19 protein-coding genes are annotated in these 22099 nt (G+C 55.5%); 17 read left to right on the forward strand and 2 right to left on the reverse strand.

The window, feature by feature from the left end:
* Window positions 1-46 precede the first annotated feature (46 nt).
* The 5 genes from HMPREF9623_RS00410 to HMPREF9623_RS00430 are packed head-to-tail and all read left to right on the forward strand — an operon-like array spanning window position 47 to window position 6333.
* The gene (locus HMPREF9623_RS00410; protein ID WP_009531909.1) at window positions 47-1783 is read left to right on the forward strand and encodes an ABC transporter ATP-binding protein; all 1737 of its coding nucleotides are present in this window, start codon (window positions 47-49) and stop codon (window positions 1781-1783) included.
* Window positions 1780-3516 carry an ABC transporter ATP-binding protein gene (locus tag HMPREF9623_RS00415; protein ID WP_009531910.1) on the forward strand — a complete coding sequence of 579 codons (1737 nt, stop codon included), beginning with the start codon at window positions 1780-1782 and terminating at the stop codon, window positions 3514-3516. Before HMPREF9623_RS00410 ends, HMPREF9623_RS00415 begins: the two co-directional genes overlap by 4 nt.
* Window positions 3497-5020 carry an ABC transporter ATP-binding protein gene (locus tag HMPREF9623_RS00420; protein WP_009531911.1) on the forward strand — a complete coding sequence of 508 codons (1524 nt, stop codon included), beginning with the start codon at window positions 3497-3499 and terminating at the stop codon, window positions 5018-5020. The genes HMPREF9623_RS00415 and HMPREF9623_RS00420 overlap by 20 nt, the downstream gene beginning before the upstream one ends.
* The gene (locus HMPREF9623_RS00425; RefSeq protein WP_154646077.1) at window positions 5004-5717 is read left to right on the forward strand and encodes an energy-coupling factor transporter transmembrane component T; all 714 of its coding nucleotides are present in this window, start codon (window positions 5004-5006) and stop codon (window positions 5715-5717) included. Before HMPREF9623_RS00420 ends, HMPREF9623_RS00425 begins: the two co-directional genes overlap by 17 nt.
* A gap of 13 nt (window positions 5718-5730) precedes the next feature.
* Window positions 5731-6333, forward strand: a complete 603-nt coding sequence (locus tag HMPREF9623_RS00430; protein ID WP_009531913.1) for an MptD family putative ECF transporter S component — start codon at window positions 5731-5733, stop codon at window positions 6331-6333.
* A 218-nt stretch (window positions 6334-6551) separates the two neighbouring features.
* Here HMPREF9623_RS00430 and HMPREF9623_RS10715 read toward each other — a convergent pair whose 3' ends face one another.
* Together HMPREF9623_RS10715 and HMPREF9623_RS00440 are read right to left on the reverse strand one after the other, a co-directional pair.
* Window positions 6552-7061, reverse strand: coding sequence for a CarD family transcriptional regulator (locus HMPREF9623_RS10715; protein ID WP_009531914.1), 510 nt, complete (start codon window positions 7059-7061; stop codon window positions 6552-6554).
* A gap of 105 nt (window positions 7062-7166) precedes the next feature.
* Complete coding sequence (locus HMPREF9623_RS00440; protein WP_009531915.1) at window positions 7167-8492, reverse strand: tRNA(Met) cytidine acetate ligase; 1326 nt, start codon at window positions 8490-8492, stop codon at window positions 7167-7169.
* Window positions 8493-8603: 111 nt separating this feature from the next.
* Between HMPREF9623_RS00440 and HMPREF9623_RS00445 the strand changes: the two genes are divergently transcribed.
* From HMPREF9623_RS00445 to ffh, 12 genes are all read left to right on the forward strand, one after another.
* The gene (locus HMPREF9623_RS00445; RefSeq protein ID WP_009531916.1) at window positions 8604-9800 is read left to right on the forward strand and encodes an acetate/propionate family kinase; all 1197 of its coding nucleotides are present in this window, start codon (window positions 8604-8606) and stop codon (window positions 9798-9800) included.
* A gap of 60 nt (window positions 9801-9860) precedes the next feature.
* Complete coding sequence (pta, locus tag HMPREF9623_RS00450; protein ID WP_009531917.1) at window positions 9861-10844, forward strand: phosphate acetyltransferase; 984 nt, start codon at window positions 9861-9863, stop codon at window positions 10842-10844.
* Between the two features lie 116 nt (window positions 10845-10960).
* The gene (gene rpmF, locus HMPREF9623_RS00455) at window positions 10961-11143 is read left to right on the forward strand and encodes a 50S ribosomal protein L32 (RefSeq protein WP_009531918.1); all 183 of its coding nucleotides are present in this window, start codon (window positions 10961-10963) and stop codon (window positions 11141-11143) included.
* 120 nt (window positions 11144-11263) lie between these two features.
* Entirely contained in the window at window positions 11264-12268 is a 1005-nt protein-coding gene (plsX, locus tag HMPREF9623_RS00460; RefSeq protein ID WP_009531919.1) for a phosphate acyltransferase PlsX, read from the forward strand.
* The gene (locus HMPREF9623_RS00465; RefSeq protein WP_009531920.1) at window positions 12252-12491 is read left to right on the forward strand and encodes an acyl carrier protein; all 240 of its coding nucleotides are present in this window, start codon (window positions 12252-12254) and stop codon (window positions 12489-12491) included. Before plsX ends, HMPREF9623_RS00465 begins: the two co-directional genes overlap by 17 nt.
* A gap of 12 nt (window positions 12492-12503) precedes the next feature.
* Entirely contained in the window at window positions 12504-13211 is a 708-nt protein-coding gene (gene rnc / locus HMPREF9623_RS00470) for a ribonuclease III (RefSeq protein ID WP_009531921.1), read from the forward strand.
* Window positions 13202-16759, forward strand: a complete 3558-nt coding sequence (gene smc, locus HMPREF9623_RS00475) for a chromosome segregation protein SMC (protein WP_009531922.1) — start codon at window positions 13202-13204, stop codon at window positions 16757-16759. The genes rnc and smc overlap by 10 nt, the downstream gene beginning before the upstream one ends.
* A gap of 8 nt (window positions 16760-16767) precedes the next feature.
* Window positions 16768-17724, forward strand: a complete 957-nt coding sequence (gene ftsY / locus HMPREF9623_RS00480) for a signal recognition particle-docking protein FtsY (protein ID WP_009531923.1) — start codon at window positions 16768-16770, stop codon at window positions 17722-17724.
* A gap of 5 nt (window positions 17725-17729) precedes the next feature.
* A complete protein-coding gene (gene ilvA, locus HMPREF9623_RS00485) occupies window positions 17730-18959 on the forward strand; it encodes a threonine ammonia-lyase (RefSeq protein ID WP_009531924.1) in 1230 nt (409 codons plus the stop codon).
* Window positions 18952-20250 (forward strand): chloride channel protein, encoded by a 1299-nt coding sequence (locus HMPREF9623_RS00490; RefSeq protein WP_009531925.1) that lies wholly within the window; start codon window positions 18952-18954, stop codon window positions 20248-20250. Before ilvA ends, HMPREF9623_RS00490 begins: the two co-directional genes overlap by 8 nt.
* Window positions 20251-20315: 65 nt before the next feature.
* A complete protein-coding gene (ylxM, locus tag HMPREF9623_RS00495; protein WP_040799264.1) occupies window positions 20316-20672 on the forward strand; it encodes a YlxM family DNA-binding protein in 357 nt (118 codons plus the stop codon).
* Between the two features lie 11 nt (window positions 20673-20683).
* The gene (ffh, locus tag HMPREF9623_RS00500) at window positions 20684-22036 is read left to right on the forward strand and encodes a signal recognition particle protein (protein WP_009531927.1); all 1353 of its coding nucleotides are present in this window, start codon (window positions 20684-20686) and stop codon (window positions 22034-22036) included.
* Window positions 22037-22099: the final 63 nt, after the last annotated feature.

Raw genomic sequence — 22099 nt, forward strand, 5'->3', positions numbered from 1 at the left:
AGCAAATACCGAATCGAAATTCGATATTAAAAGGAGGTTGTAATATATGACAAACAAATCGGAACTTGTAAGACAGGTAACGGGGAAAAACAGGCTGTCTAACATTATGTTGTGCTGCAAAACAGTTTTTGATCTGATCCCACAGGTGCTTTTAATCCACATGATTGGCTTATATTTTGCTGCTTCACTAACGAGAGAGCATATCTTTTTTGAATGCGGGGCAATGCTGATCTGTTTTATAGGAAAAGCTATCTGCTCCTACTTTGCGACATGGACAGCGCACAAAGCAGCATATACCTGTCTGACGGACTTACGACTGCAAATTATCCAACATCTGAAAAAACTTTCTCTCGGTTTTTTTCAAGAACGAAAGGCGGGAGACCTGACAAATATTGTGCAGCATGACGTAGAACAGGTGGAAGGATATCTCGCTCATGGCTTGCCGGAAATCATGTCCGCTACCATTCTTCCCGCTGCCGTTTTTCTCATTATGCTATGGATGGATTGGCGTCTGGCTCTCGTAATGATTGTAGGGATTCCGTTGATGTGGATCACAAAAAAGATCTCTGCTCCGCTTTGGACAAAGAATTTCAAAATATATGCGGATTCCGTGACAAAAATGCAAGAAAACGTCATGGAATATGTTTCAAATATTTCCGTCATTAAAGCCTTTGGCAAGGAAGAAAACAAGACAGAAAAAACGATTCGGTCCGCAAAAGACTATGATTACTGGGTTAAAAAATCCATGGCAGGTATTTCTGTCCCGATGGGATTGATTATCCTGTTCATGGAATCCGGCGTTGTCCTTGTGATGATTCTCGGTACCTATCTTCTTTCTGTCGGGCAGATTGAGCTTCCGCGACTGATTCTTGCGATTGTTTTGGGAGGTCTGTTTACATCTTCTATTACCAAGGTCGCAACCTTTCAGCATTACGAGATTGTGTTCAAGCAGGCCATGGAAGGGATTTGGTCGATTCTGGGCGTTTCTGTATCAAAAAGACCGGAGCAAAGCAAAGAACCGGTCAATGGCGAAATCGCTATTTCAGATTTGAGCTTTGCTTATAACAGCGACGGGAAGGTATTGGAGGACATCAATCTTCGTTTTCCGAAAGGCAGCAAAACCGCGCTGGTCGGAGCTTCCGGCTGCGGTAAAAGTACGCTGGCAAACCTGCTTATGGGCTTTTGGGAACCGACAGATGGACATATCACCATAGCGGGAGAAGATGCTGCTGCTTTCTCTGAAAAGCAGTTGAACCGCCTCTTTTCTATCGTTCAACAGGAGGTCTTTCTATTTAACCTAAGTATGGAGGAGAATATACGGATCGGAAAACCGGATGCCGGGATGGAAGAAATCATGGATGCTGCAAAGAAAGCGCGCATCCACGACTTTATCATGTTACTGCCAAATGGCTACCAGACCATGGCGGGAGAGGCAGGCATCAAGTTCTCCGGCGGAGAGAAACAACGTATTTCCATTGCCCGTATGATTCTGAAGGATGCACCAATCATCATTTTAGACGAAGCAACCGCAGCGGTAGATACGGAAAACGAAGCATATATTCAGGCGGCAATCGACGATTTAAGCCGCGATAAAACAGTCATTATGATTGCTCACCACTTAAACACCATCCGTGACGCAGATCAGATTGTCGTCATGGACAGCGGACGGATTGTGGATACCGGCAGGCATAACGAGCTGCTCGACCGCTGCGCCCTGTATCGGAAGATGGTGGAGAATCAAAACAAGGTGGATAATTGGAAAATCAAGGAGGTGTCCCTTTGATTAAGGAAATATGGAATACCCTTACCTCCAGCGGTAAACGCTCTCTATTGCTTTCCGTCACGGGTTTTACCCTGTATGCCCTTTCAGGGATCGCTATGATGGACATTGTTCTCAAATCTTTGGAATCCGTCATGTCAGGCAACGGCGCGTTGATGTGGTACTGGGTTGCATTGGTCGCCTGCCTACTGATAAAAGGCGGCAGCAATATACTTGCGGATGTACAAAAGCACCACGCGGGCTTTGATATTGTCTTTCAGATACGCAAAAATATCATTTGTCGCCTGAAGGAGTTTTCGCTTGGCTTTTATACCAACGAGCGTTTGGGTGAAATCAGTACCATCATTCATAAAGATGTAGACAAAATGGAAATGGTCGTCGGCCATATATGGACGCGGATGCTTGCCGACTTTATCGTGTCTGCTGTCTTGCTTGCGGCGCTGGTTATTTACAGCCCTAAAATGGCGCTGCTTATGGTCTCGGCCTTGCCTGTCGCGATTCTGTTCCTCGTTTTGGGCTTGAAGCGCGGGGAGCGGTTAGAAAAAGAAGCTGGGAATGATCTTGCCGATATGGTGAGTGTCTTTGTGGAATATGTAAAAGGGATTCCCCTCCTGAAAGCCTTTTCCGAAAGCCGCCACTTTGAGGAAAAGGTTGAGCAGACAGCCCGCGACTTCGGACAGAGCAGTAAAGCCGTATCCAAAAATCGGGCGGCGGTCTTGTCTGTTTATGGCTTCCTAATAGATGTATCCTTTTGGATTATGCTCGCTGTGGGGCTGCTCCTGATACTGGAGGGCAGTATCCCTGTTTACGGTTTTCTGCTCTTTGCCATCATCAGCAGGGAGTTTTACAAGCCTTTCCTTGCGTTGGAAAGCCATTGGGCGAACTATCTGACGGCAGCAGACAGTTATCGCCGCATCAAGAAGATTACCGAAGCTGAAACCGTCACGGAGCCGAAAACCCCTGTTTCTCCCTCGGAATACTCGATTGACTTTGAAGATGTGACTTTCTCTTATGAGGAAGGCGGCTTTACCATGAACGGCATTTCTTTCCACACCCCGACGCAAACAATTACCGCGCTTGTCGGCGGTTCCGGCTCCGGCAAAACAACGATTACAAATCTACTGTTGCGCTTTTGGGATGTAACGAACGGAGCAATCCGTATCGGTGGCGTGGATGTACGGGATATGAGCTACGACGAGCTTTTAGGCTCTGTCAGCATCGTTATGCAGAACGTCCAGCTCTTTGTGGATACCATAGAGGGGAATATCCGGTTGGGAAAGGCGGCAGCTACACAGGAAGAAATCATTGAAGCTGCAAAAAAGGCCCGCATCCACGACTTTATCCTGTCGCTTCCCGATGGGTATCAGACCATGATCGGAGAAAACGGTGTAGGGCTCTCCGGCGGACAGAAGCAGCGGATTTCTATTGCGCGAGCCTTTTTGAAAGACGCCCCAATCCTGCTTTTGGACGAGATCACAAGCAATGTCGATCCGATCAACGAGGCTCTTATTCAGGAGGCCATTTCGGAGCTTGCACGAGACAGGACAGTTTTGGTAATCGCCCATCATTTGAGCACAATCCGCAGCGCAGATCAGATTTTGGTATTGCAAGACGGACGTATCGTTCAGTCAGGGCAGCACGAAACCCTGCTATCGGATACCGGCGGATACTACCACAAGCTGTGGAACGCTCGCGGCAGCAAGGGGGGCAGCGCGAATGAAGAATTATGCGGTTGAGCTGCGGGGCGTATCGTATCAGTATCAGGGTCATTCCCGGTCTGCTATTCACGATATTGACCTCAAAATAGAAAAAGGCTCTTTTGTACTGATAAGCGGCGCAAGCGGCAGCGGGAAAACAACGCTTTCCCGCTGCATCAATGGGCTTGTTCCGCACTTCTATGAGGGCAGCTTTAGCGGAGAGGTCTATTTGAACGGCAGGAATACTGAGGATTTTGCTTTGCGCGACTTTGGAACAATCGTAGGCTCTGTTTTCCAAGACCCGCGCAGCCAGTTTTTTATGACGGACACGACAAATGAGATTGCCTTTGGCTGCGTCAACATGAAGCTGCCGCGTGAAGAAGTATGGGAGCGAACAAAGAACAGTATCGAAAGGATCGATATATCCAAACTAATAGGCAAAAGCCTTTTTCAGATGTCCAGCGGAGAGATGCAGAAGGTGTCTATCGCCTCCTGTTACGCTATGACCCCGGATATTTATGTATTCGACGAGCCCTCTGCGAATTTGGACTTTCGAGCAATCATGGAGCTGCACGATATCCTTGCGGAGCTGAAAAGCGAGGGAAAAACCTTGATTGTACTGGAACACAGGGTTTTCTATTTAGCCGACCTTTTGGATCGCATGCTTTTCTTGAAGGATGGCGTCATACGAGACGATTTCAGCAGGCAAGAAACGCTTTCATTAAGCGACAGTGATCTTAAGCGGCTCGAATTGAGGAATTTCAGTCTCGATGCACTTATGCCTTATCCACATCCGTCAGATTTGCAGAAGGAAGCAAGACCGATTCTATCCCTCTCCCATGTGTCCTTTGACTATGGGCGGCGCAAGAGGTGCTCACAGGCGGAGGTTGCGCTTTTGCATGATATTTCTTTTGAAGCGTACAGCGGAGAAATCATAGGCATCATCGGGGATAACGGAGCGGGAAAAACAACTCTTGCCAAACTGTGCTGTGGGCTGCTGAAAGAAAGCGCCGGGACAATCGCTATCAATGAAAGACAACTTTCACGAAAAAAGCGCATCGGCCGGATTTACTTTGTTATGCAGGATTCCGATTATCAGCTCTTTGGTGACAGCGTGTTAAACGAGCTGCGGATCGGAGTCAGTAGGAAGAAATCGGATGATACAGAAGACCAAGCGATATTGGAAAAGCTCTCTCTTTGGGAAAAAAGAGAGGATCATCCCGCCGCCCTTTCCAGAGGGCAAAAACAACGGCTCACGATAGCCGGAGCCTTGAAAGCAGACAGTCGCGTACTGTTCTTTGACGAGCCTACCAGCGGTTTGGATCGCGGGAATATGCTTCGTGTCGCTGCGGAGTTGGAATCGCTTGCGAGGGAAAGCCGTGTAGTTTTCGTGATTACACACGACTACGAATTTATCTTGACAGCCTGCCATCGCGTGCTCTATCTGAACGAAGGGAAAATAGATCAGGACTTCCCTTTGACAGAAAACAGCAAAGACAGGGTGCTCTGTCTGCTTCGGAAAGGGGGTGCTTCTTCTGGATAAGACTAAGCCTGCATTAGACCCGCGGATTGTTGGATTTGTAGTAATTCTGCTCGGAACAACGGCCATGTTTATGAACAAGGCCATGACCGCGCATATCATCTGCGTGGTAGCCGCAGTTTATCTGCTTACCGCAAAGGCATACAAGCCGTTCGCCTTGTATCTCTTCATCTACATTGCCATTGCCTTGCTCATGGCGAACGTGGACAAGATTCATAACACAAGCGCCATGCTTGTTGTCGTATCACTCAGCTATTTCGCTCAAAAGCTGGTCGTTCTGTTGATGATGGGCAGTTTCTTTGTCAGAATGACTACATTTCCCTATGTGCTGTCCGCCATGCAGCAGATGAAGATTCCGGACGCTGCCGCCATTCCGATTATGGTGGCGCTGCACTTCTTTCCAACGATACGGGAGGACTATCACAATCTAAAGGACAGCCTGCGGATTCGTAAGGTTTCCCTGTCACCGATGCAATTTGTCATTCATCCCGTGCGAATGGTGGAATACCTGTTCATTCCGATCCTGATGAAAAGCCTCCGCACATCGGATGAATTAGCGGCGTCCGCACTGCTTCGAGGCTTTGAACACATGAATGAACAGACGATTCTCTATCCGCTAAAGCTGAAAACACTTGACTACATCATTGGGATAGTATCAACTCTGATTGTTGTCGTACTATTCTATTTACAATTCAAATGAGTAGGTATTCAAAATGAACACCATCAAAACAGAAAAGTTGGACACCCGTGATTTTATTACCATTGGAATTTTTGCCGCCATCAGTCTTGTTATCTTTTTTGTAATTGGCGGAGCCGCCGGAATGACGCTCATTGGAACGGTTGCCAATATACCTATAACCGTTTTCTTCACGTCTATTGCTTACATGCTGCTCGTTTCAAAGGTCAGAAAAAGAGGAACCTTTCTGATTATGGGAACAATCAGCGCGCTTCCGGGTCTTATGGCTGCAAATGTGATCGGTGTTATAGCATCCGTTGTCGGCTGGCTCATGGCAGAGATCGTAGTAAGCGCCAATCACTATAAGAATAAAAAGGTGTTGATCTTTGCATATGTTCTCGGCTGCACACTTCATTCTGCCGGATATACACTTCCTATGTACCTGTCCAATGCGCAATACTTGATCGACAGGCAGGAGATTTTTCATCTGACTGATGAAGCCCTCGCTGTTTACTTAAAGATGTTCACATGGCCTATGTTTTTTATCATGGTAGCATTAACGGTTGTAACCAGCTTCCTTGGTGCGGTGCTTTCCACCCGAATTTTGAAAAAACATTTTGAGAAAGCCGGGCTGTTGTAATACAGGAGGAGCCTGATGAAACTCCATACTTTCTGAGGAGGATTACCTGAAAGCAATATTCATACCATTGGTATTTCTAAGCCGAGCGTCAGCCATGCAGTCAAGCTCTTGCGCAAGGGTGGTTTTCTCACGAAAGACGGCAATAACTTTCTACACCTTAATGATTGGAATCAGAAAAAGACTAGCGTTTCCGCTAGTCTTTTTTGATGTCGAAAGGTTTAGACAAGTTCAAGTTCACGTTCGAGCAGGCTGCGTGTTTCCTCTTGCGAGACATTCAGCGCGACCGCGAGTTCGCCGGTCACGAGAAAATCGAGGCGCCGCTGAAAGCGGCGGTCAACTTCACTGCCTTTTTTGCCGGAACGGCGCGCGCGTTGCATCTTTCGGTTGATGGCGCGCAACAGACGAAGTAAGTCGCCCCAGCGGAAGCCCTGCAGGGCGCGCCGGTAGCGGTACTCCAGTTCCGAGGAGCGCATGCCCTCGTAGCTCGCAATCTCTTCTCCCTGCACCGCGCGTATGGTCTCCAGCGCTTCTTCTCTCGAGATGACGGGGCGGAAGACGGTTTTTGTGCTGTTGACCGGGGTGTAAATGACGTCGCCGGGCGAGAAGAGAGGCGCCAGAATGTAATAGGTATTCGGTGCTGTATCCTCGGAGAAGGAGAGCTCCTGGATGTCGCAAATGCGGCACACGCCGGAACTTTCATAGACAACAATATCGTTTAACTGATACATAGTCCACCTCCTTTTACCAGTGTAACACAGCCAAAGGAGTTTTCCGACAATTTTGATAAAATCTCTCTTTTCCACAAAATGACTTGGGAAAGGACTTACGGTTTATCACACAATGACGATTTGCTGGCGGAGATAGGACGGCAACGCCATGCCACTGTCCCAGAAATAGAGCGAATTCCAGAGATCGGCAGCGTGCACCTCGGCCTGAAAGAGGTCGCGGGCGGCGGGCGAGCGGAGCAGAGAGCCCGCAGCAGCGGGGCGACTCACAATCGGAATGGTGGCGGCCTGCTTTAACATCGAGAGCAGGTCCTCGGAATCCCGCCGGAAACCGAGCAGGCGCGCATAGGGAGCGGCGCCGATCGGCGGAACCGCGGTTTCCGTCCCTTCCGAGTTGTCTTTGGCGAGCGCCTCTTCGCGCGCGGCATTCTTCCAGCGGAGCACATCCGACTTCCGTATGCCGAGGAAGATGTGGGTCAGCGCGCGCGCCACGCGGGTGTGCGCATACTGTCTGGTCTTCAGGCTGTTCACAAGGGCTTCAAAGCCGTCCTCGCGGAAGCTTGTATTGGCAATGCGATCGGCGAGATCGTCCGAGACATCGGAGAAGGTGGAGAGCGCCGTGCCCTCGTAGAGCAGGTCCAGAACGCGCCGCTCGAGCGGCCCCACGAGGCAGTCGGGGTTCAGATAGGGCGTTTCGGCGAGCACTTCCTGTACGCTGTGCGGCACCATGCGGGACAAATCGTCCCAGGAGCCGCCGTTTAGAATGTGGGTGCGGATTGCGGTTGCGGAACTGAAATCGCCCTGCAGAATCGGGTCGTGGTAGTCGCTCCCCTTTCGGGAGACGGTCGTCAGGCGAATCGGAATGCGCTCGGCGCGCGCCGCGCGCGCGTATTCAAAGGCAAGGATATTATTCGGCTTCGAGAGCAGCTCTCTCGTGCGGAGCAGAAGGGTGTTGTCCGCACCCGCCTGGCAGAGGTCGGCGGCAATCGCATTGACCCGCGCCTCGGCGTAGGAGAGCCCGGTCTTTAAACCCTCGCGGAGACTGTGCTGAAAGGCCTCGGAGTTCTCGTCAATGACCTCGAGGAGCATCGAGAGCTCCTCGGCGGAGACATCTTCCGTGCCGCAGCAGAGATTCGGGATGCCGAGTCCCGCGAGCAGGCTCACGCCGTAGGCCGCGTAGTCGCGGGCCGAGGAGGAGCTGAACGGCGTCGGAATTTCAAAGACCGCGTCGGCACCCGCGCGGAGTGCGGCTTCGGCGCGCTTTAAGGGCGAATAAATCGCGGGCATACCGCGCTGCACAAAGTAACTGCTCAGGAAAACCACGCAGTAGGAGGCGCCGGTCAGCGCGCGCGCATTTCGCATCTGGTAGAGATGGCCGTTGTGAAACGGATGATATTCAGCAATAATCCCGACAACCTGCGCAAGATTAATCATAGTCTCTCCTGTATTTTGAAAAAAACAGCCTTCCGTCTTGTCACTCGTTTATTCATTGGTCTATAATAACAGAGATTGTGACTAATATAAAGTTGAAGGGGGAAACACACAATGAAAATTCTTGTCATGAACTGCGGCAGCTCTTCGTTAAAGTATCAGCTCATTGATATGGAGAATGAGAGCGTGCTCGCGAAGGGACTCTGCGAGAGAATCGGCATCGACGGTTCTCTGCTGACCCACACACCGGCGGGCGGCGAAAAGTATAAGGTCGAGGCAGCTATGCCGAGCCACAAGGAGGCAATTGAGCTCGTCATGCAGGCGCTGGTAGATCCGTCCCACGGTGTCATCAAGAGCACGGACGAGATTTCGGCAATCGGCCATCGCGTGGTTCACGGCGGAACATATTACAACGAGTCTGTGCTGGTCAATGAGGACGTGAAGAAGGCAATCGCGGACTGCTTTGACCTGGCTCCCCTTCACAATCCGGCAAACCTCATGGGCATTGAGGCCTGCGAGGCGGCTATGCCCGGCAAGCCGAATGTCGCTGTGTTCGATACGGCTTTCGGCATGAGCATGCCGGAGAAGGCTTATCTCTACGCACTGCCCTACGAGTACTACGAGAAGTACAAGGTGCGTCGCTACGGCTTCCACGGCACCAGCCACAACTTTGTCGCGGGTGAGGTGATCCGGAAGGGCGGCCTCGATCCGAAGAGCGCAAAGGTCGTCGTGTGCCACCTCGGCAACGGCGCTTCGGTCTCGGCTTCGATCGGCGGCAAGTGTGTCGACACTTCGATGGGTCTCACCCCGCTCGAGGGTCTCATCATGGGCACCCGCTCTGGCGACATTGACCCCGCAATCATTCAGTTTATCTGCGAGCACGAGAAGCTCACGGTCGAAGAGATGACCGATGTCCTGAACAAGAAGTCCGGTGTCCTGGGCTTAAGCAACGGCATTTCCTCCGACTTCCGCGACATTGACGATGCGGCAAACGGCGGCAATCACCTTGCGAAGGTCGCACTCGAGGCGTACACGCTCCGCGTCGCAAAGTACATCGGCGCTTATGTCGCGGCGATGAACGGCGTCGATGCGATTGCCTTCACGGCAGGTGTCGGCGAGAACGACAAGTTCATGAGAAAGAATATCTGCGCTTACCTCGGCTACCTCGGCGTCAAGATTGACGATGAGAGAAACAATGTCCGCGGCGAAGAGCGCCTCATTTCGACCGACGACTCGAAGGTGCAGGTGTACCTCCTGCCGACCAACGAGGAGCTCGCAATCGCAAGAGATACGCTGAAGCTGACCAAGTAAAACAGGCGGGGCAATGCGCCCCGGCAAGGTTCATCCCGGAACGGGAGAAAGGAAAACCTTATGTATACATTCGGCACTATGATTAACAAGCTCAAGGGGAACCCGAAGACCATCGTGTTTACGGAGGGTACGGATCCGCGTATTCTCGAGGCGGCATCGCGCCTCTTGGCGAGCAACTTCTTAAAGCCGATTCTGGTCGGTAACCCGGCGGCAATCGAGGCAGCGGCGGAGGATGCGGGCTACAACATCCGCGGCGCACAGATTGTCGATCCGGAGAACTTTGACCGCTTTGACGAGATGGTCGAGATGTTCTGCGAGATCAGAAAGTCGAAGGGCGTGACCCCGGAGCAGGCGAAGAAGATTCTCTCCGGCGCAAACTACTTCGGCACCATGCTGATCAAGATGGGCATCGGCGACTGCCTGCTCGGCGGCGCTACCTACTCCACCGCAGACACGGTTCGTCCGGCGCTTCAGATCATCAAGACCAAGCCGGGCAACAAGATTGTTTCCTCCTGCTTCATCCTGGTTCGTCCGTCCGCAACCGGTGACAACGAGCTGCTCGCAATGGCAGACTGCGCAATCAACATCAAGCCGACCGAGGACGAGCTCGTCGAGATTTGCGGCGAGACCGTGAACTGCGCAAAGATTTTCGGCATTGACCCGAAGGTTGCTTTCCTCAGCTATTCGACCGTGGGCTCCGGCTCCGGCGAGGATGTCGACAAGATGAGAAATGCCTGCGCAAAGGCAAAGGCTGCTTTCCCGGACGAGGCAATCGACGGCGAGATGCAGTTTGACGCAGCGGTTTCCCCGACCGTCGCGCGCACCAAGATAAAGGACAGCAAGGTCGCAGGCTATGCGAACACCTTCATTTTCCCGGACATCAATGCGGGTAACATCGGCTACAAGATTGCACAGAGACTCGGCGGCTTCGACGCTTACGGCCCGATTCTGCTCGGTCTGAATGCGCCGATCAACGACCTTTCGAGAGGCTGCAACGCGCTCGAGGTCTATTCGATGGCGATTGTGACGGCAGCGCTCGCATAAGTGTCATAAACAGCTTGACAGGATAGATGTTGTATATTACACTAAGCCTGTTATGCCAGAAATGGATGATTGCGGTTTATAACCGTTAACGCTACGAGGTGAGGAGGTGTTTCAGGATGTCGATTTGTCCGAAGAATAAATCTTCCAAGGGCCACAGAGATCAGAGAAGAGCCAACTGGAAGATGGGCGTGATGAACCTTGTCAAGTGCCCGAAGTGCGGCGAGCTCATGATGCCGCATCGCGTCTGCAAGAACTGCGGGACGTACAATAAGAAGGAGATCGTGAAAGTCGCTGACTGAGCCTTTCTTCCTGCGAAATAATGCATGAACCGCTCCGGACGAAAGTCCGGGGCGGTTTTCTTTACAACTTGCGGGGCAGGGTGCTTTGCTTTATCATTAGGTACACAGAGGTGAAATCATATGGTGAGAGTTGCAGTGGACGCAATGGGCGGCGACAATGCGCCCGGCGAAATTGTGAAGGGTTGCCTTCTGGCACTTCAAAAGAGTGAGGCGGTAAAGATTCTGCTCTGCGGCAAGGAAGAAATTCTGAGACAGCTGGTGGGGCAGCAGTATCCGGCGGAGCGCCTCGAAATTGTACCGGCATCGGAAGTGATTGAGACGGGCGATGTCCCGGTCGTTTCGGTGCGAAAAAAGAAGGATTCCTCTCTCGTGGTCGGTATGAAGCTGATCCGCGAGGAGAGAGCGGATGCCTTTGTCTCGGCCGGCAATTCCGGCGCAATCCTGGTCGGCGGACAGGTGCTGGTCGGCAGATTGCCGGGCGTGGAGCGCGCGCCGTTTGCCCCCCTCATTCCGACCGAAGACGGCGGCGTGACGCTGCTCCTCGATTCCGGAGCGAATGTGGACGCGAAGGCGGCGCATCTCGTGCAGTTTGCCGAGATGGGTTCGCTTTACATGGAGAAGGCGCTCGGCATTGAAAAGCCCCGCGTCGCGATCCTGAATGTGGGAGTCGAGGAGGAGAAGGGCAATGCGCTTGTCAAGGAGACATATCCGCTCCTCAAGGCGACGCCCGGGATTAACTTTATCGGCAGCATCGAGGCACGCGAAGTGTTGCACGGGCAGGCGGATGTCTGCGTCGCGGAGGCCTTTACCGGAAACATGGTGCTAAAGGCCATCGAGGGAACCGCATCTACTTTCCAGCACATCATCAAGCGAGCTGCCATGTCGAATCTGCGGAGTAAAATCGGTGCGGCGCTACTCAAGCCGGCGCTCAAAGAGGCGCTGCAGAGTTTTGACGCCTCCCGTTACGGCGGCGCGCCGATGCTGGGACTCCGCGGTCTTGTGGTCAAGGTGCACGGCAACGCAAAGGCGGCGGAGGTCTGCAACGCTGTGCTGCAGTGCGAGACCTTTGAGAGGCAGCATGTATTACAGAGTATTGCGGAGGCAGTGAATGTCAGAGAGGGATGAGATTCGGCGCATTGTCGCAGAGATACTGGAACTCCCGCTCACAGAGCTCGATGACGGCGCGAGCTTCACGGAAGTCTATTTCGCGGACTCCCTGGAGCGCTACCGCATTGTGCTCGCACTCGAAACATTCTTTGACCTGCATTTTCCGCCCGAGGCGCTCGACAAGATTCAGTCTGTCGAGTCTGCGGAGCGCGCCATTCGCGCGCTCCCTGCCGGGCGATGAGAGGAGAAGGATTTGAATTCCGAGACCATTGAGGCGTTGGAGGGAAAGATTGGCTATACGTTCCGGGACCGCTCACTGTTGGTTCTGGCACTCACACACACCTCATTTGCGAATGAGGCGCACAGCGGTCATCTGGGTTCCAACGAGAGACTGGAATTTCTGGGGGACGCCGTGCTGGAGCTTGTGAGCTCCGATTTCTTTTACCGGGAAAAACCGAAACTCAGCGAGGGCGAGCTCACGAAACTGCGCGCGAGCTTTGTCTGTGAGCCGGCACTCGCCTATTGCGCGGAGCAGATTCCGCTTCCGCCCTATCTGCTGCTCGGAAGAGGCGAGGAGATGACCGGCGGCAGACTGCGCCCGAGCATCGTGAGCGATGCGATGGAGGCGGTAATCGGTGCCATCTATCTGGACGGCGGTCTCACACCGGCGCGCGCTTACATTGACCGCTTTATCCTGAATGACATTGAGGGCAAGCGCTATTTTTACGACGCAAAGACCATACTCCAGGAGGAGATTCAGAAGGACAAGGATGCCGTGCTCTCGTACGAACTGCGCGGCGAGGAGGGGCCGGAGCACTTGAAGCGCTTCACGGTCGCGGCGCTCCGGGACGGCGTGCCGCTCGCCGAGGGCGAAGGCAGCAGCAAGAAGGAAGCGGAGCAGCGGGCGGCCTATGCGGCGCTCCTTGCGCTCGGCATTGCGGAGGGCGGCACATGTACTTAAAGAGCATAGAAGTACAGGGCTTTAAGTCATTCGCAAATAAAATCTGTTTCTCGTTCCAGCACGGCGTGACCGGCATTGTGGGCCCGAACGGCTCCGGCAAGTCGAATGTCGGCGACGCGGTGCGCTGGGTGCTCGGCGAACAGAGCGCAAAGAGTCTCCGCGGTGGCAACATGCAGGATGTCATCTTTGCGGGCACGGCGAACCGGAAGCCGCAGGGCTTTGCCTATGTCGCGATTACGCTGGATAATGCCGACCGCGCGCTGTCTCTCGACTACGACGAAGTCACAGTGTCCAGACGGCTGTACCGCTCGGGCGAGAGCGAATATCGCTTAAACGGCAGTCCCTGCCGTCTGAAAGATGTCAATGAGCTCTTTATGGACACCGGCATCGGGCAGGAAGGGTATTCGATCATAGGCCAGGGTCAGGTCGAGAAAATCCTGTCCGGCAGACCCGAAGAGCGGCGCGAGCTCTTTGACGAGGCGGCGGGCATCACGAAATTCAGGAAGCGGAAGGCGGCTGCCGAGAAGAAGCTCCAGACGGAGCACGACAACCTGGTGCGCGTCTCCGATATCCTGCAGGAGCTCTCGAAACAGGTGGAGCCGCTCCGCAAGCAGTCGGAGACCGCGGAGAAGTATTTAAAACTTCGGGATGAGGTGAAAGCACTTGACCTGAACTTATTCCTCCTGCAGAGCGACGCGTCGCGGAAGGTGCTCGCCGAGATTGAGAAGCGGGCGGCCATTTTGCGGGACGAAGTGGACCGGGCGGTCGGTGAAGAAGAGGCTCTGAAGCGGCAGTACGAGTCTCTCGACCGGCTGCTCGAAGAACTGGACAGTGCGATTGCCGGGAAACGGCGAGAAATCGAGGAACTGAGAACCGGGAGAGGCGCCGCGGAGGGCCGCATTGCCGTGCTGCACGAGCAGGCAAAGGCCGAGCAGGCGAAGGTCGAAGAGATCTCTTTGCGCCGGGCGCGGAGCGAGGAAGAACGCAGACGCCGGGAAGAAGAGAGGGCTGCGCTCGGTACACAGCAGGCGGAAGCGGCGGCAGCAGCCGAGGCGGCGACTGCCCGCGCAGCTTCGGCGGAGCAAGAGAGAGCGGCGGCGGACGCTGCCGTCAAGGCGCTCGAAGAGGAGTTACAGTCTAAAAAAGATGCGGTTATTTCGCTGATCAACGAGCACGCGGACATGAGTTCCCGCGGCGCGCGCTATGAGGCGATGATGCAGGAAGCGAATATCCGCGCCTCGAAGAGCGCACAGCGCCTGCTCCAGCTGAAGACCGATTTTGACGGCATCGAGAGCGCGCTGCAGCGCGCCGAGGCCGAGACGAAGGCGCTGGAGGATGAGAGAGCGGCGGCGGCAGCGGAGAGGGCACTCCGGAACGAGAAGATTGCGGAGAGCAAGAAGGCTGAGAGCGCGTTGCTTATGCTGCTCCGTGAGACGCAGAAGGCATACCAGTCGAATGCCGCGCGCCTCGAGACGCTGCAGAACTTTACGGAGCGCTACGAGGGCTTCGGACAGAGCGTGCAGCGCGTCATGGGCGTCCGGGACCGCGTGCGCGGTATTTTCGGTGTGGTCGCGGATCTCATTTCGGTCGACAAGCGTTATGAGCAGGCAATCGAGATTGCGCTCGGCGGAAGAATGCAGAACATTGTCGTCGACACCGAGGAGACGGCAAAGCAGCTCATTGAATTTCTGAAGAAAAATCGCTACGGCCGCGCGACCTTTCTGCCGCAGAGTGCCCAGCACCCACGCCCCTTTGACCCGGGCGCGGTTCTGAAAGAGCCCGGTGTGCTCGGCATTGCGGCAAATCTTGTGCGGACCGATGAGCGTTACCGGGTCGTGATCGAGAACTTAATCGGCAGGGACATTGTGGTAGACACGATTGACCACGCGATTGCAATCTCGAAAAAATATCGCCAGAGTTACCGCCTCGTGACGCTGGAGGGCGATCAGCTGAATCCGGGCGGCTCCATGACGGGCGGCACCTTCCGGAACAACTCGAATCTCCTGAGCCGCCGCCGCGAAATCGAAGAGCTGCGGCAGGCGCAGGAGAAGCTGGTAAGCCGGAACGAGGCCGAGGAGAAGGAGTTAAAAGAGCTCCGCGAGACGCTTCGCCTTGCGACGGAAGCGTTGCAGGCGCTCAGCGAGCGGGAGCACGAGGTATCGCTCAGCTTAAATCGGGCAGAACTCTCGAGACAGACTCTCCGCGAAAAGAAAGAGGAACTCGAAGTGCAGCTCCGCGAACTCGGCACCGAGCGGCGCGAAATCACAAGCAGTCTCGAGGCACTTGCGATGAACCGGGGAGGCTTGCAGGGCGATTTGCAGGGCCTTGAGGAGAAGCAGCGCGACGCGGAGGCAGAAATCCGGAAGTTACAAAATCTCCTCGACGAAAAGCGGAAGGCCTACAGCGCCGTGCTCGCGCAGCAGTCGGAGACCGCGGTCGCGGCGAGCCTCGCCGGCGAGCAGCAGCGGCACCTCCGCGAAAATCTGCGCCGTGTCGCCGACGAGGTCGCGCGCTACGCTGCCGAAGTCGAAGCACTCGAGCGGGAGAGCGAGGCCGCGAGACAGGCGGCGGCCGAGAAACAGCGGAGCGCCGCCGAAGAGGAGAAGGCGCTGACCGGTCTCGAAGCTACGCTTAAGACCCTGGAGGGCGAACTGGAGGCGCTTGAGACCGAGAAGAGCAATCACAGCGGCGAGCAGAAGAAACACTTTGAGAAGCGGGATGAAATCACAGCGCGGCGCACCGAGCTCGAAAAAGATTTGTTCCGCGTGAATGCGCAGCGGGACAAGGAGACCGAGCAGCGGGATGCGCAGTGCGCGTACATCCTCAGCGAGTATAATCTCACCGAGGAGGGCGCGAGACAGTACAGAGATCCGTCTTTCGGCGACATGCAGGAGACGCGACGCACGATACGCGAGAAGAAAGATGCGATGCGCGCGCTCGGCAATGTCAATGTGAACGCAATCGAGGACTACAAGGAGGTCTCGGAGCGGCACAACTTCCTCAGCGCACAGTGCGAGGATTTGCAACGCGCCGAGGACGCACTTCGGAAAGCCATTGAAGAGCTGGACATCGGTATGCGGAAGCGCTTTGCCGAGGGCTTTCGCAGCATTCAGCGCGCCTTTAACCAGGTGTTTCGCGAGCTCTTCGGCGGCGGCAAGGGAGAACTCAGGCTCGAGGAGGGCGTTGATTTGCTCGAGGCCGGCATCGCGATTATCGCAGAGCCGCCGGGCAAGAAGCTGCAGAACATGATGCAGCTCTCGGGCGGCGAGAAGGCGCTCACGGCGATTGCGCTACTTTTTGCGATTCAGAACTTAAAGCCCTCGCCGTTTGCGCTCCTCGACGAGATTGAGGCAGCGCTCGACGACTCGAACGTGGATCGCTACGCGCAGTATTTAAAAAAGCTCGCAAAGAACACGCAGTTTATCGTGATCACGCACCGGCGCGGCACCATGGTGGCGGCCGACCGCCTCTACGGCATCACGATGCAGGAGAAGGGCGTCTCTGCGCTGGTTTCGGTGAGCCTCATTGAAGACCAGCTGGACAAGTAGGAGGAACAATGGCAGAAGAGAAAAAGGGATTTTTCAGCCGCCTCGTGGCGGGACTCGAGAAAACCCGCAAGGCAGTGGTCTACGGCCTGGACGATTTGTTCAACGGACCCGGAGAAGTGGACGATGACTTTTATGATGAACTCGAAGAGATTCTGATTACCGGCGATGTGGGCGTCCGCGCGACGGAGGAAATTCTCGAAGAGCTGCGCGCCATGACAGAGGAAAGACATGTGCGGGCGCGGAGCGCCTGCCGGGATCTTCTGATCGAGAGCATCAAGTCCAGAATGGACCTCGGCGAAAATGCCTATGACTTTGAGAAGACCCCCTCCGTGTTGCTCTTAATCGGTGTGAACGGTGTCGGCAAGACGACAACCGCCGGGAAGATGGCGGCGCAGGCGAAGGCAGACGGCAGACGCGTGTTGCTCGCAGGCGCGGATACCTTCCGCGCGGCGGCCATCGAGCAGCTGGAGGCGTGGTCGCAGCGCGCCGGGGTCGAGATGGTCAAGGCGACGGCGGGCGCAGACCCGGCCGCGGTCGTCTTCGACGCCTGCCAGGCTTCGCGCGCGCGGCGCACGGATCTTCTGATTTGCGACACGGCGGGCCGGCTCCACAACAAGAAGAATCTGATGGAGGAGCTACGGAAGATTGACCGCGTGGTGCAGCGGGAGCTGCCGGAGTACCGGAGAGAGACCCTTTTGGTGCTCGATGGCACAACGGGCCAGAACGCAATCGAGCAGGCGAAGGAGTTCGGCGACATCTGCGATATCTCGGGTGTCGTGCTGACCAAGCTCGACGGCTCCGCAAAGGGCGGTGTCGCGATTGCGATTCAGGCGGAGTTAAAGCTTCCGGTCAAGTACATCGGCGTCGGCGAGAAGATTGACGATCTCAGAAAGTTTGACGCAGGGCAGTATGTCGAGGCGCTGTTCGCCAGAGAGCCGGACAGAGAGAGTGAAGAGGAGGCATAAGCGGTATGGAACCGATGACATTGGAGGCTTTTGAAGAGGCAAGCGACAGAGTCCGCGAGGTGACCAAGGAAACTAAGTTAATTTACTCGGACTTCTTTTCCAAGCAGAGCGGCAACAAGGTCTACTTTAAGCCGGAGAATTTGCAGCAGACCGGCGCCTACAAGGTGCGCGGCGCTTACTATAAGATTTCGACGATGGATGAGAGTGCGCGGGAAAAAGGCTTGATTACCGCTTCGGCGGGAAACCACGCGCAGGGCGTCGCCTTTGCGGCAAAGCTCGCGGGCGTGAAGGCGACGGTCTGCATGCCGACGGTGACACCGCTCATGAAGATTAACCGCACCAAGGCGCTCGGCGCGGAGGTTGTGCTCTCCGGTGATGTCTTTGACGACGCGTTAAAGCGCGCCTATGAGATTGCGGCCGAGACCGGCGCCACCTTTGTGCATCCGTTTGACGACCTGACGGTCGCAACCGGCCAGGGCAGCATCGCGATGGAAATCGTGAAAGAGCTGCCGACGGTCGACTACATTCTCGTGCCGATCGGCGGCGGCGGCCTCGCGAGCGGCGTCTCGACTCTCGCGAAACTGTTGAATCCGAACATCCATGTGATCGGCGTGGAGCCGGAGAATGCGGCCTGCATGAAGGCTTCGCTCGCGGCGGGCGAGGTCGTGACGCTGCCGAGTGCCAACACGATTGCGGACGGCACTGCGGTGAAGCGGCCCGGCGAGAAGATTTTCCCCTATATCCAAAAGAACCTGGACGGCATCATCACGATTCAGGACAATGAGCTGATTGTCTCCTTCCTCGACATGGTCGAGAACCACAAGATGATCGTCGAGAACTCGGGTCTTCTGACCGTCGCGGCGCTGAAGCACCTCGATGTCGAGAACAAGAAGATTGTGAGCATTCTCTCGGGCGGCAACATGGATGTGATTACGATGGCGTCTCTGATTCAGCACGGCCTCATTCAGAGAGACCGCATCTTCACAGTCTCGGTGCTGCTCCCGGATAAGCCCGGCCAGCTTGCACGCGTTGCCGAGGTCATCGCCGAGGAGAGCGGCAACGTGATTAAGCTCGAGCACAACCAGTTTGTGAGCATCAACCGCAATGCGGCGGTGGAACTCCGTATCACGATGGAGGCTTTTGGCACCGAACACAAAGAAAAAATTTGTGAGCGCCTGAAGAAAGAGGGGTATCGCCCGAAACTTGTGCGCTCGAAGGGGACCTACGGTGAATGAGTCGGCAAAGAGCAACCTGCTCTATTTCGTAAAATGGACGCTTTACGCGATTGTCACCGGCCTGCTGGTCGGTTTTATCGGCATGCTGTTCCGGAAGGGCGTTGATTTCGGAACCGCAAACTGGAACGCACATCCGCAGTTTCTGCTGCTCGCGCCGTTCTCGGCGATGTTGATTGTGGGGCTCGAGAAGCTCTTACACGAGGAGAAAAACGGCGGCACCAACACCGTCATCGACTCGATCACCGAGGGCAAACACATCACGGTGCAGACCGCGCCGCTCATCTTTCTCTCGACGGTGCTCTCGCATCTGGTCGGCGCTTCGGTCGGACGAGAGGGCGCGGCGCTCATGATCGGCGGAAGCCTCGGCGAAGCGCTCTCCAAGGCGTTTCGTATGGACGAGAAGGATAAGCGTATCGCGATTATGTGCGGCATGTCCGCCTGCTTCGCCGCGATTTTCGGGACGCCGCTCGCGGCGGCCATCTTCCCGATGGAGATGATTTCTATCGGCATCATGTACTACGCGGCGCTGATTCCCTGCCTCTTCGCGGCATTTATCGCGGCCCATGTCTCGGTGCGCTTCGGTGTCTACGGCGAGGCCTTCCCGGTCACGGAAGTGCCGGCGTTTAACCTGCGCGGCGCGGTCATGGTCATTTTCTTTGCGGTGCTCTGCGCCGTTCTCGCGATGGCCTTCAGCATTCTTCTGTATCGCGGACACCGCTATACGGCGGAGCGTTTCCCGAACCCGTGGATGCGCGGTGTGGTCGGCGCGGTCGCGCTGCTCTGCCTGACGGCGCTGAACCAGCAGTTCTTTACGCACGCGCTCGACTTTAACGGCGGCGGCTTTGCGCTGATTGAGAAGGCCTATCGGGGCGAGGCGGCCTGGTACAGCTTTCTCTTTAAAATGATATTCACCTGCGCCTGCCTCTTCGGCAGCTTTAAGGGCGGAGAGATTGTGCCGACCCTCACCATAGGCGCCTGCTTCGGCGCGGCCTTTGCCGGCTGGTTCGGCCTGCCGGTGCCGCTCTACACGGGCATAGGTGTCGCGGCCTTTTTTGCGGGCATGACGAACAGCCCCTTCACCTCGTTACTCATGACTTTCGAGATATTCGGCTTTGCGGGCATGCCGTACTATGCGTTTGCGATTGCCGTCTGCTTCACGCTATCGGGCTACTATGGCCTCTACACGAGCCAGAAGTTCCCCTACTCGAAGACCCAGGCGATGTTCATCAACCGCAAGGGGCCGAGAAAACTCTGGAATATTCCGGAGGGCACCGCGGAGACGAAGGAATAAATGGAACCGGGAGTGTCAAGGAAAAATACTTGACAGCACTCCCGGTTTTTCTTATACTGGGACGCATGGGAAAAGAAAGAGCAGAGAAATTCGCGGATCGCGACCTTCTCTTTGACTTTTACGCGGAGCTTCTGACCGAGCACCAGCGACACATATTTGAGGCGGTCGTCTTTCTCGACTGTTCGCTCAGCGAAGTCGCGAAGGAGGCGGGCATCAGCCGCCAGGGCGTCTCGGATCTCGTGCGCCGCACCGAAGAACAGCTCTACGCGTATGAGGAAAAACTGCACCTCGCGGAAAAGTTCCGCGAAGAGCAGCGCATCCTCACCGCGATTCAAGCCGTTTGTGCGGGCGGCAACAGAGAGACGGCGCTCCCGGCAATTCAGAAACTCACGGACGAGCTCTTGCAGCTCACAGCGCGCTAAGGAGGAAGCCTATGGCATTTGAGAGTTTAACCGAAAAGTTACAGCGCGTGTTCCGCGACCTCCGCGGCAAGGGAAAGCTCAGCGAGGCGGATACGAAGGCCGCGCTCAAGGAAGTGCGCATGGCGCTTCTCGAGGCGGATGTGAACTTCAAAGTCGTCAAGCAGTTTGTGAAGAGCATCGAAGAGCGCGCGGTCGGCGCCGAGGTGCTCGAGTCCCTGACGCCGGGGCAGCAGGTCGTCAAGATCGTCAATGAAGAGCTGATTAAGCTCATGGGCTCCGAGACGACGGAAATCAAGATGGCACAGGACAGGGACATCACCGTGATTCTGATGGCGGGTCTCCAGGGTGCCGGTAAGACGACCACAGCCGCCAAGCTAGCCGGAAAGTTAAAGGCGAAGGGACACAGACCGCTGCTCGCGGCCTGCGACGTGTACCGCCCGGCGGCCATTGAACAGCTGCGCGTGAACGGTGAAAAGGTCGGCGTCCCGGTCTTCTCGATGGGAAGCGGCGTGGATCCCGTAAACATTGCCCGCGCTGCCTTCGAGAAGGCGCGGCAGGATCACAACGATATCCTGATTGTCGATACCGCGGGTCGTCTGCAGATTGACGAGCAGATGATGGAGGAGCTCGGGCGCATCAAAGAAGCGCTTCGCGCGGACTGGACGCTGCTCACGGTCGATGCGATGACCGGTCAGGAAGCGGTCAATGTCGCGAAGACCTTCGAGGACAAGGTCGGCGTGGACGGCGTGATTGTGACCAAGCTCGACGGCGACACGCGCGGCGGCGCGGCGCTCTCGATCAAGGCGGTCACCGGCAAGCCGATTCTCTTTGTCGGTATGGGCGAGAAGCTCTCCGACCTCGAGCAGTTCTATCCGGACCGCATGGCATCCCGCATTCTCGGCATGGGCGATATTCTCTCGCTGATTGAGAAGGCACAGGCGGAGGTCGACGAGGCCGAGGCGCGCCGCATGAGCGAAAAGCTCAAGAAGGCGGAGTTTGACTTCAACGATTTCCTGGACCAGATGAAGCAGGTCAAGAAGCTCGGCGGCATCGCGGGTATCATGGCGATGATGCCGACGGCCGGCGCGAGCATGCCGGAGATCGACGAGAGCCACATGGGCCGCGTCGAGGCGATGATACTCTCGATGTCCAAGGAAGAGAGAGCCAACCCGTCGATTCTGAACCCGTCGCGGAAGAACCGCATTGCGCGGGGCGCGGGCGTGGACATCAACGAGGTGAACCGCATGGTCAAGCAGTTCGAGCAGATGCGGAAGATGATGAAACAGCTCCCGGGTATGATGAAGAGTAAGAACCGCGGCGGTCGCGGCGGGCTCGGCGGACTGTTCGGAAAGCTCGGTTTTTAAGTTCGGTATCACTGCAAATTTTGCATTGCAAATACAAATCAACGATTTTTAGGAGGAAACTAC

Origin of the sequence: Stomatobaculum longum, assembly GCA_000242235.1 — a bacterium.
Classification (GTDB): Bacteria; Bacillota; Clostridia; order Lachnospirales; family Lachnospiraceae; genus Moryella; species Moryella longum.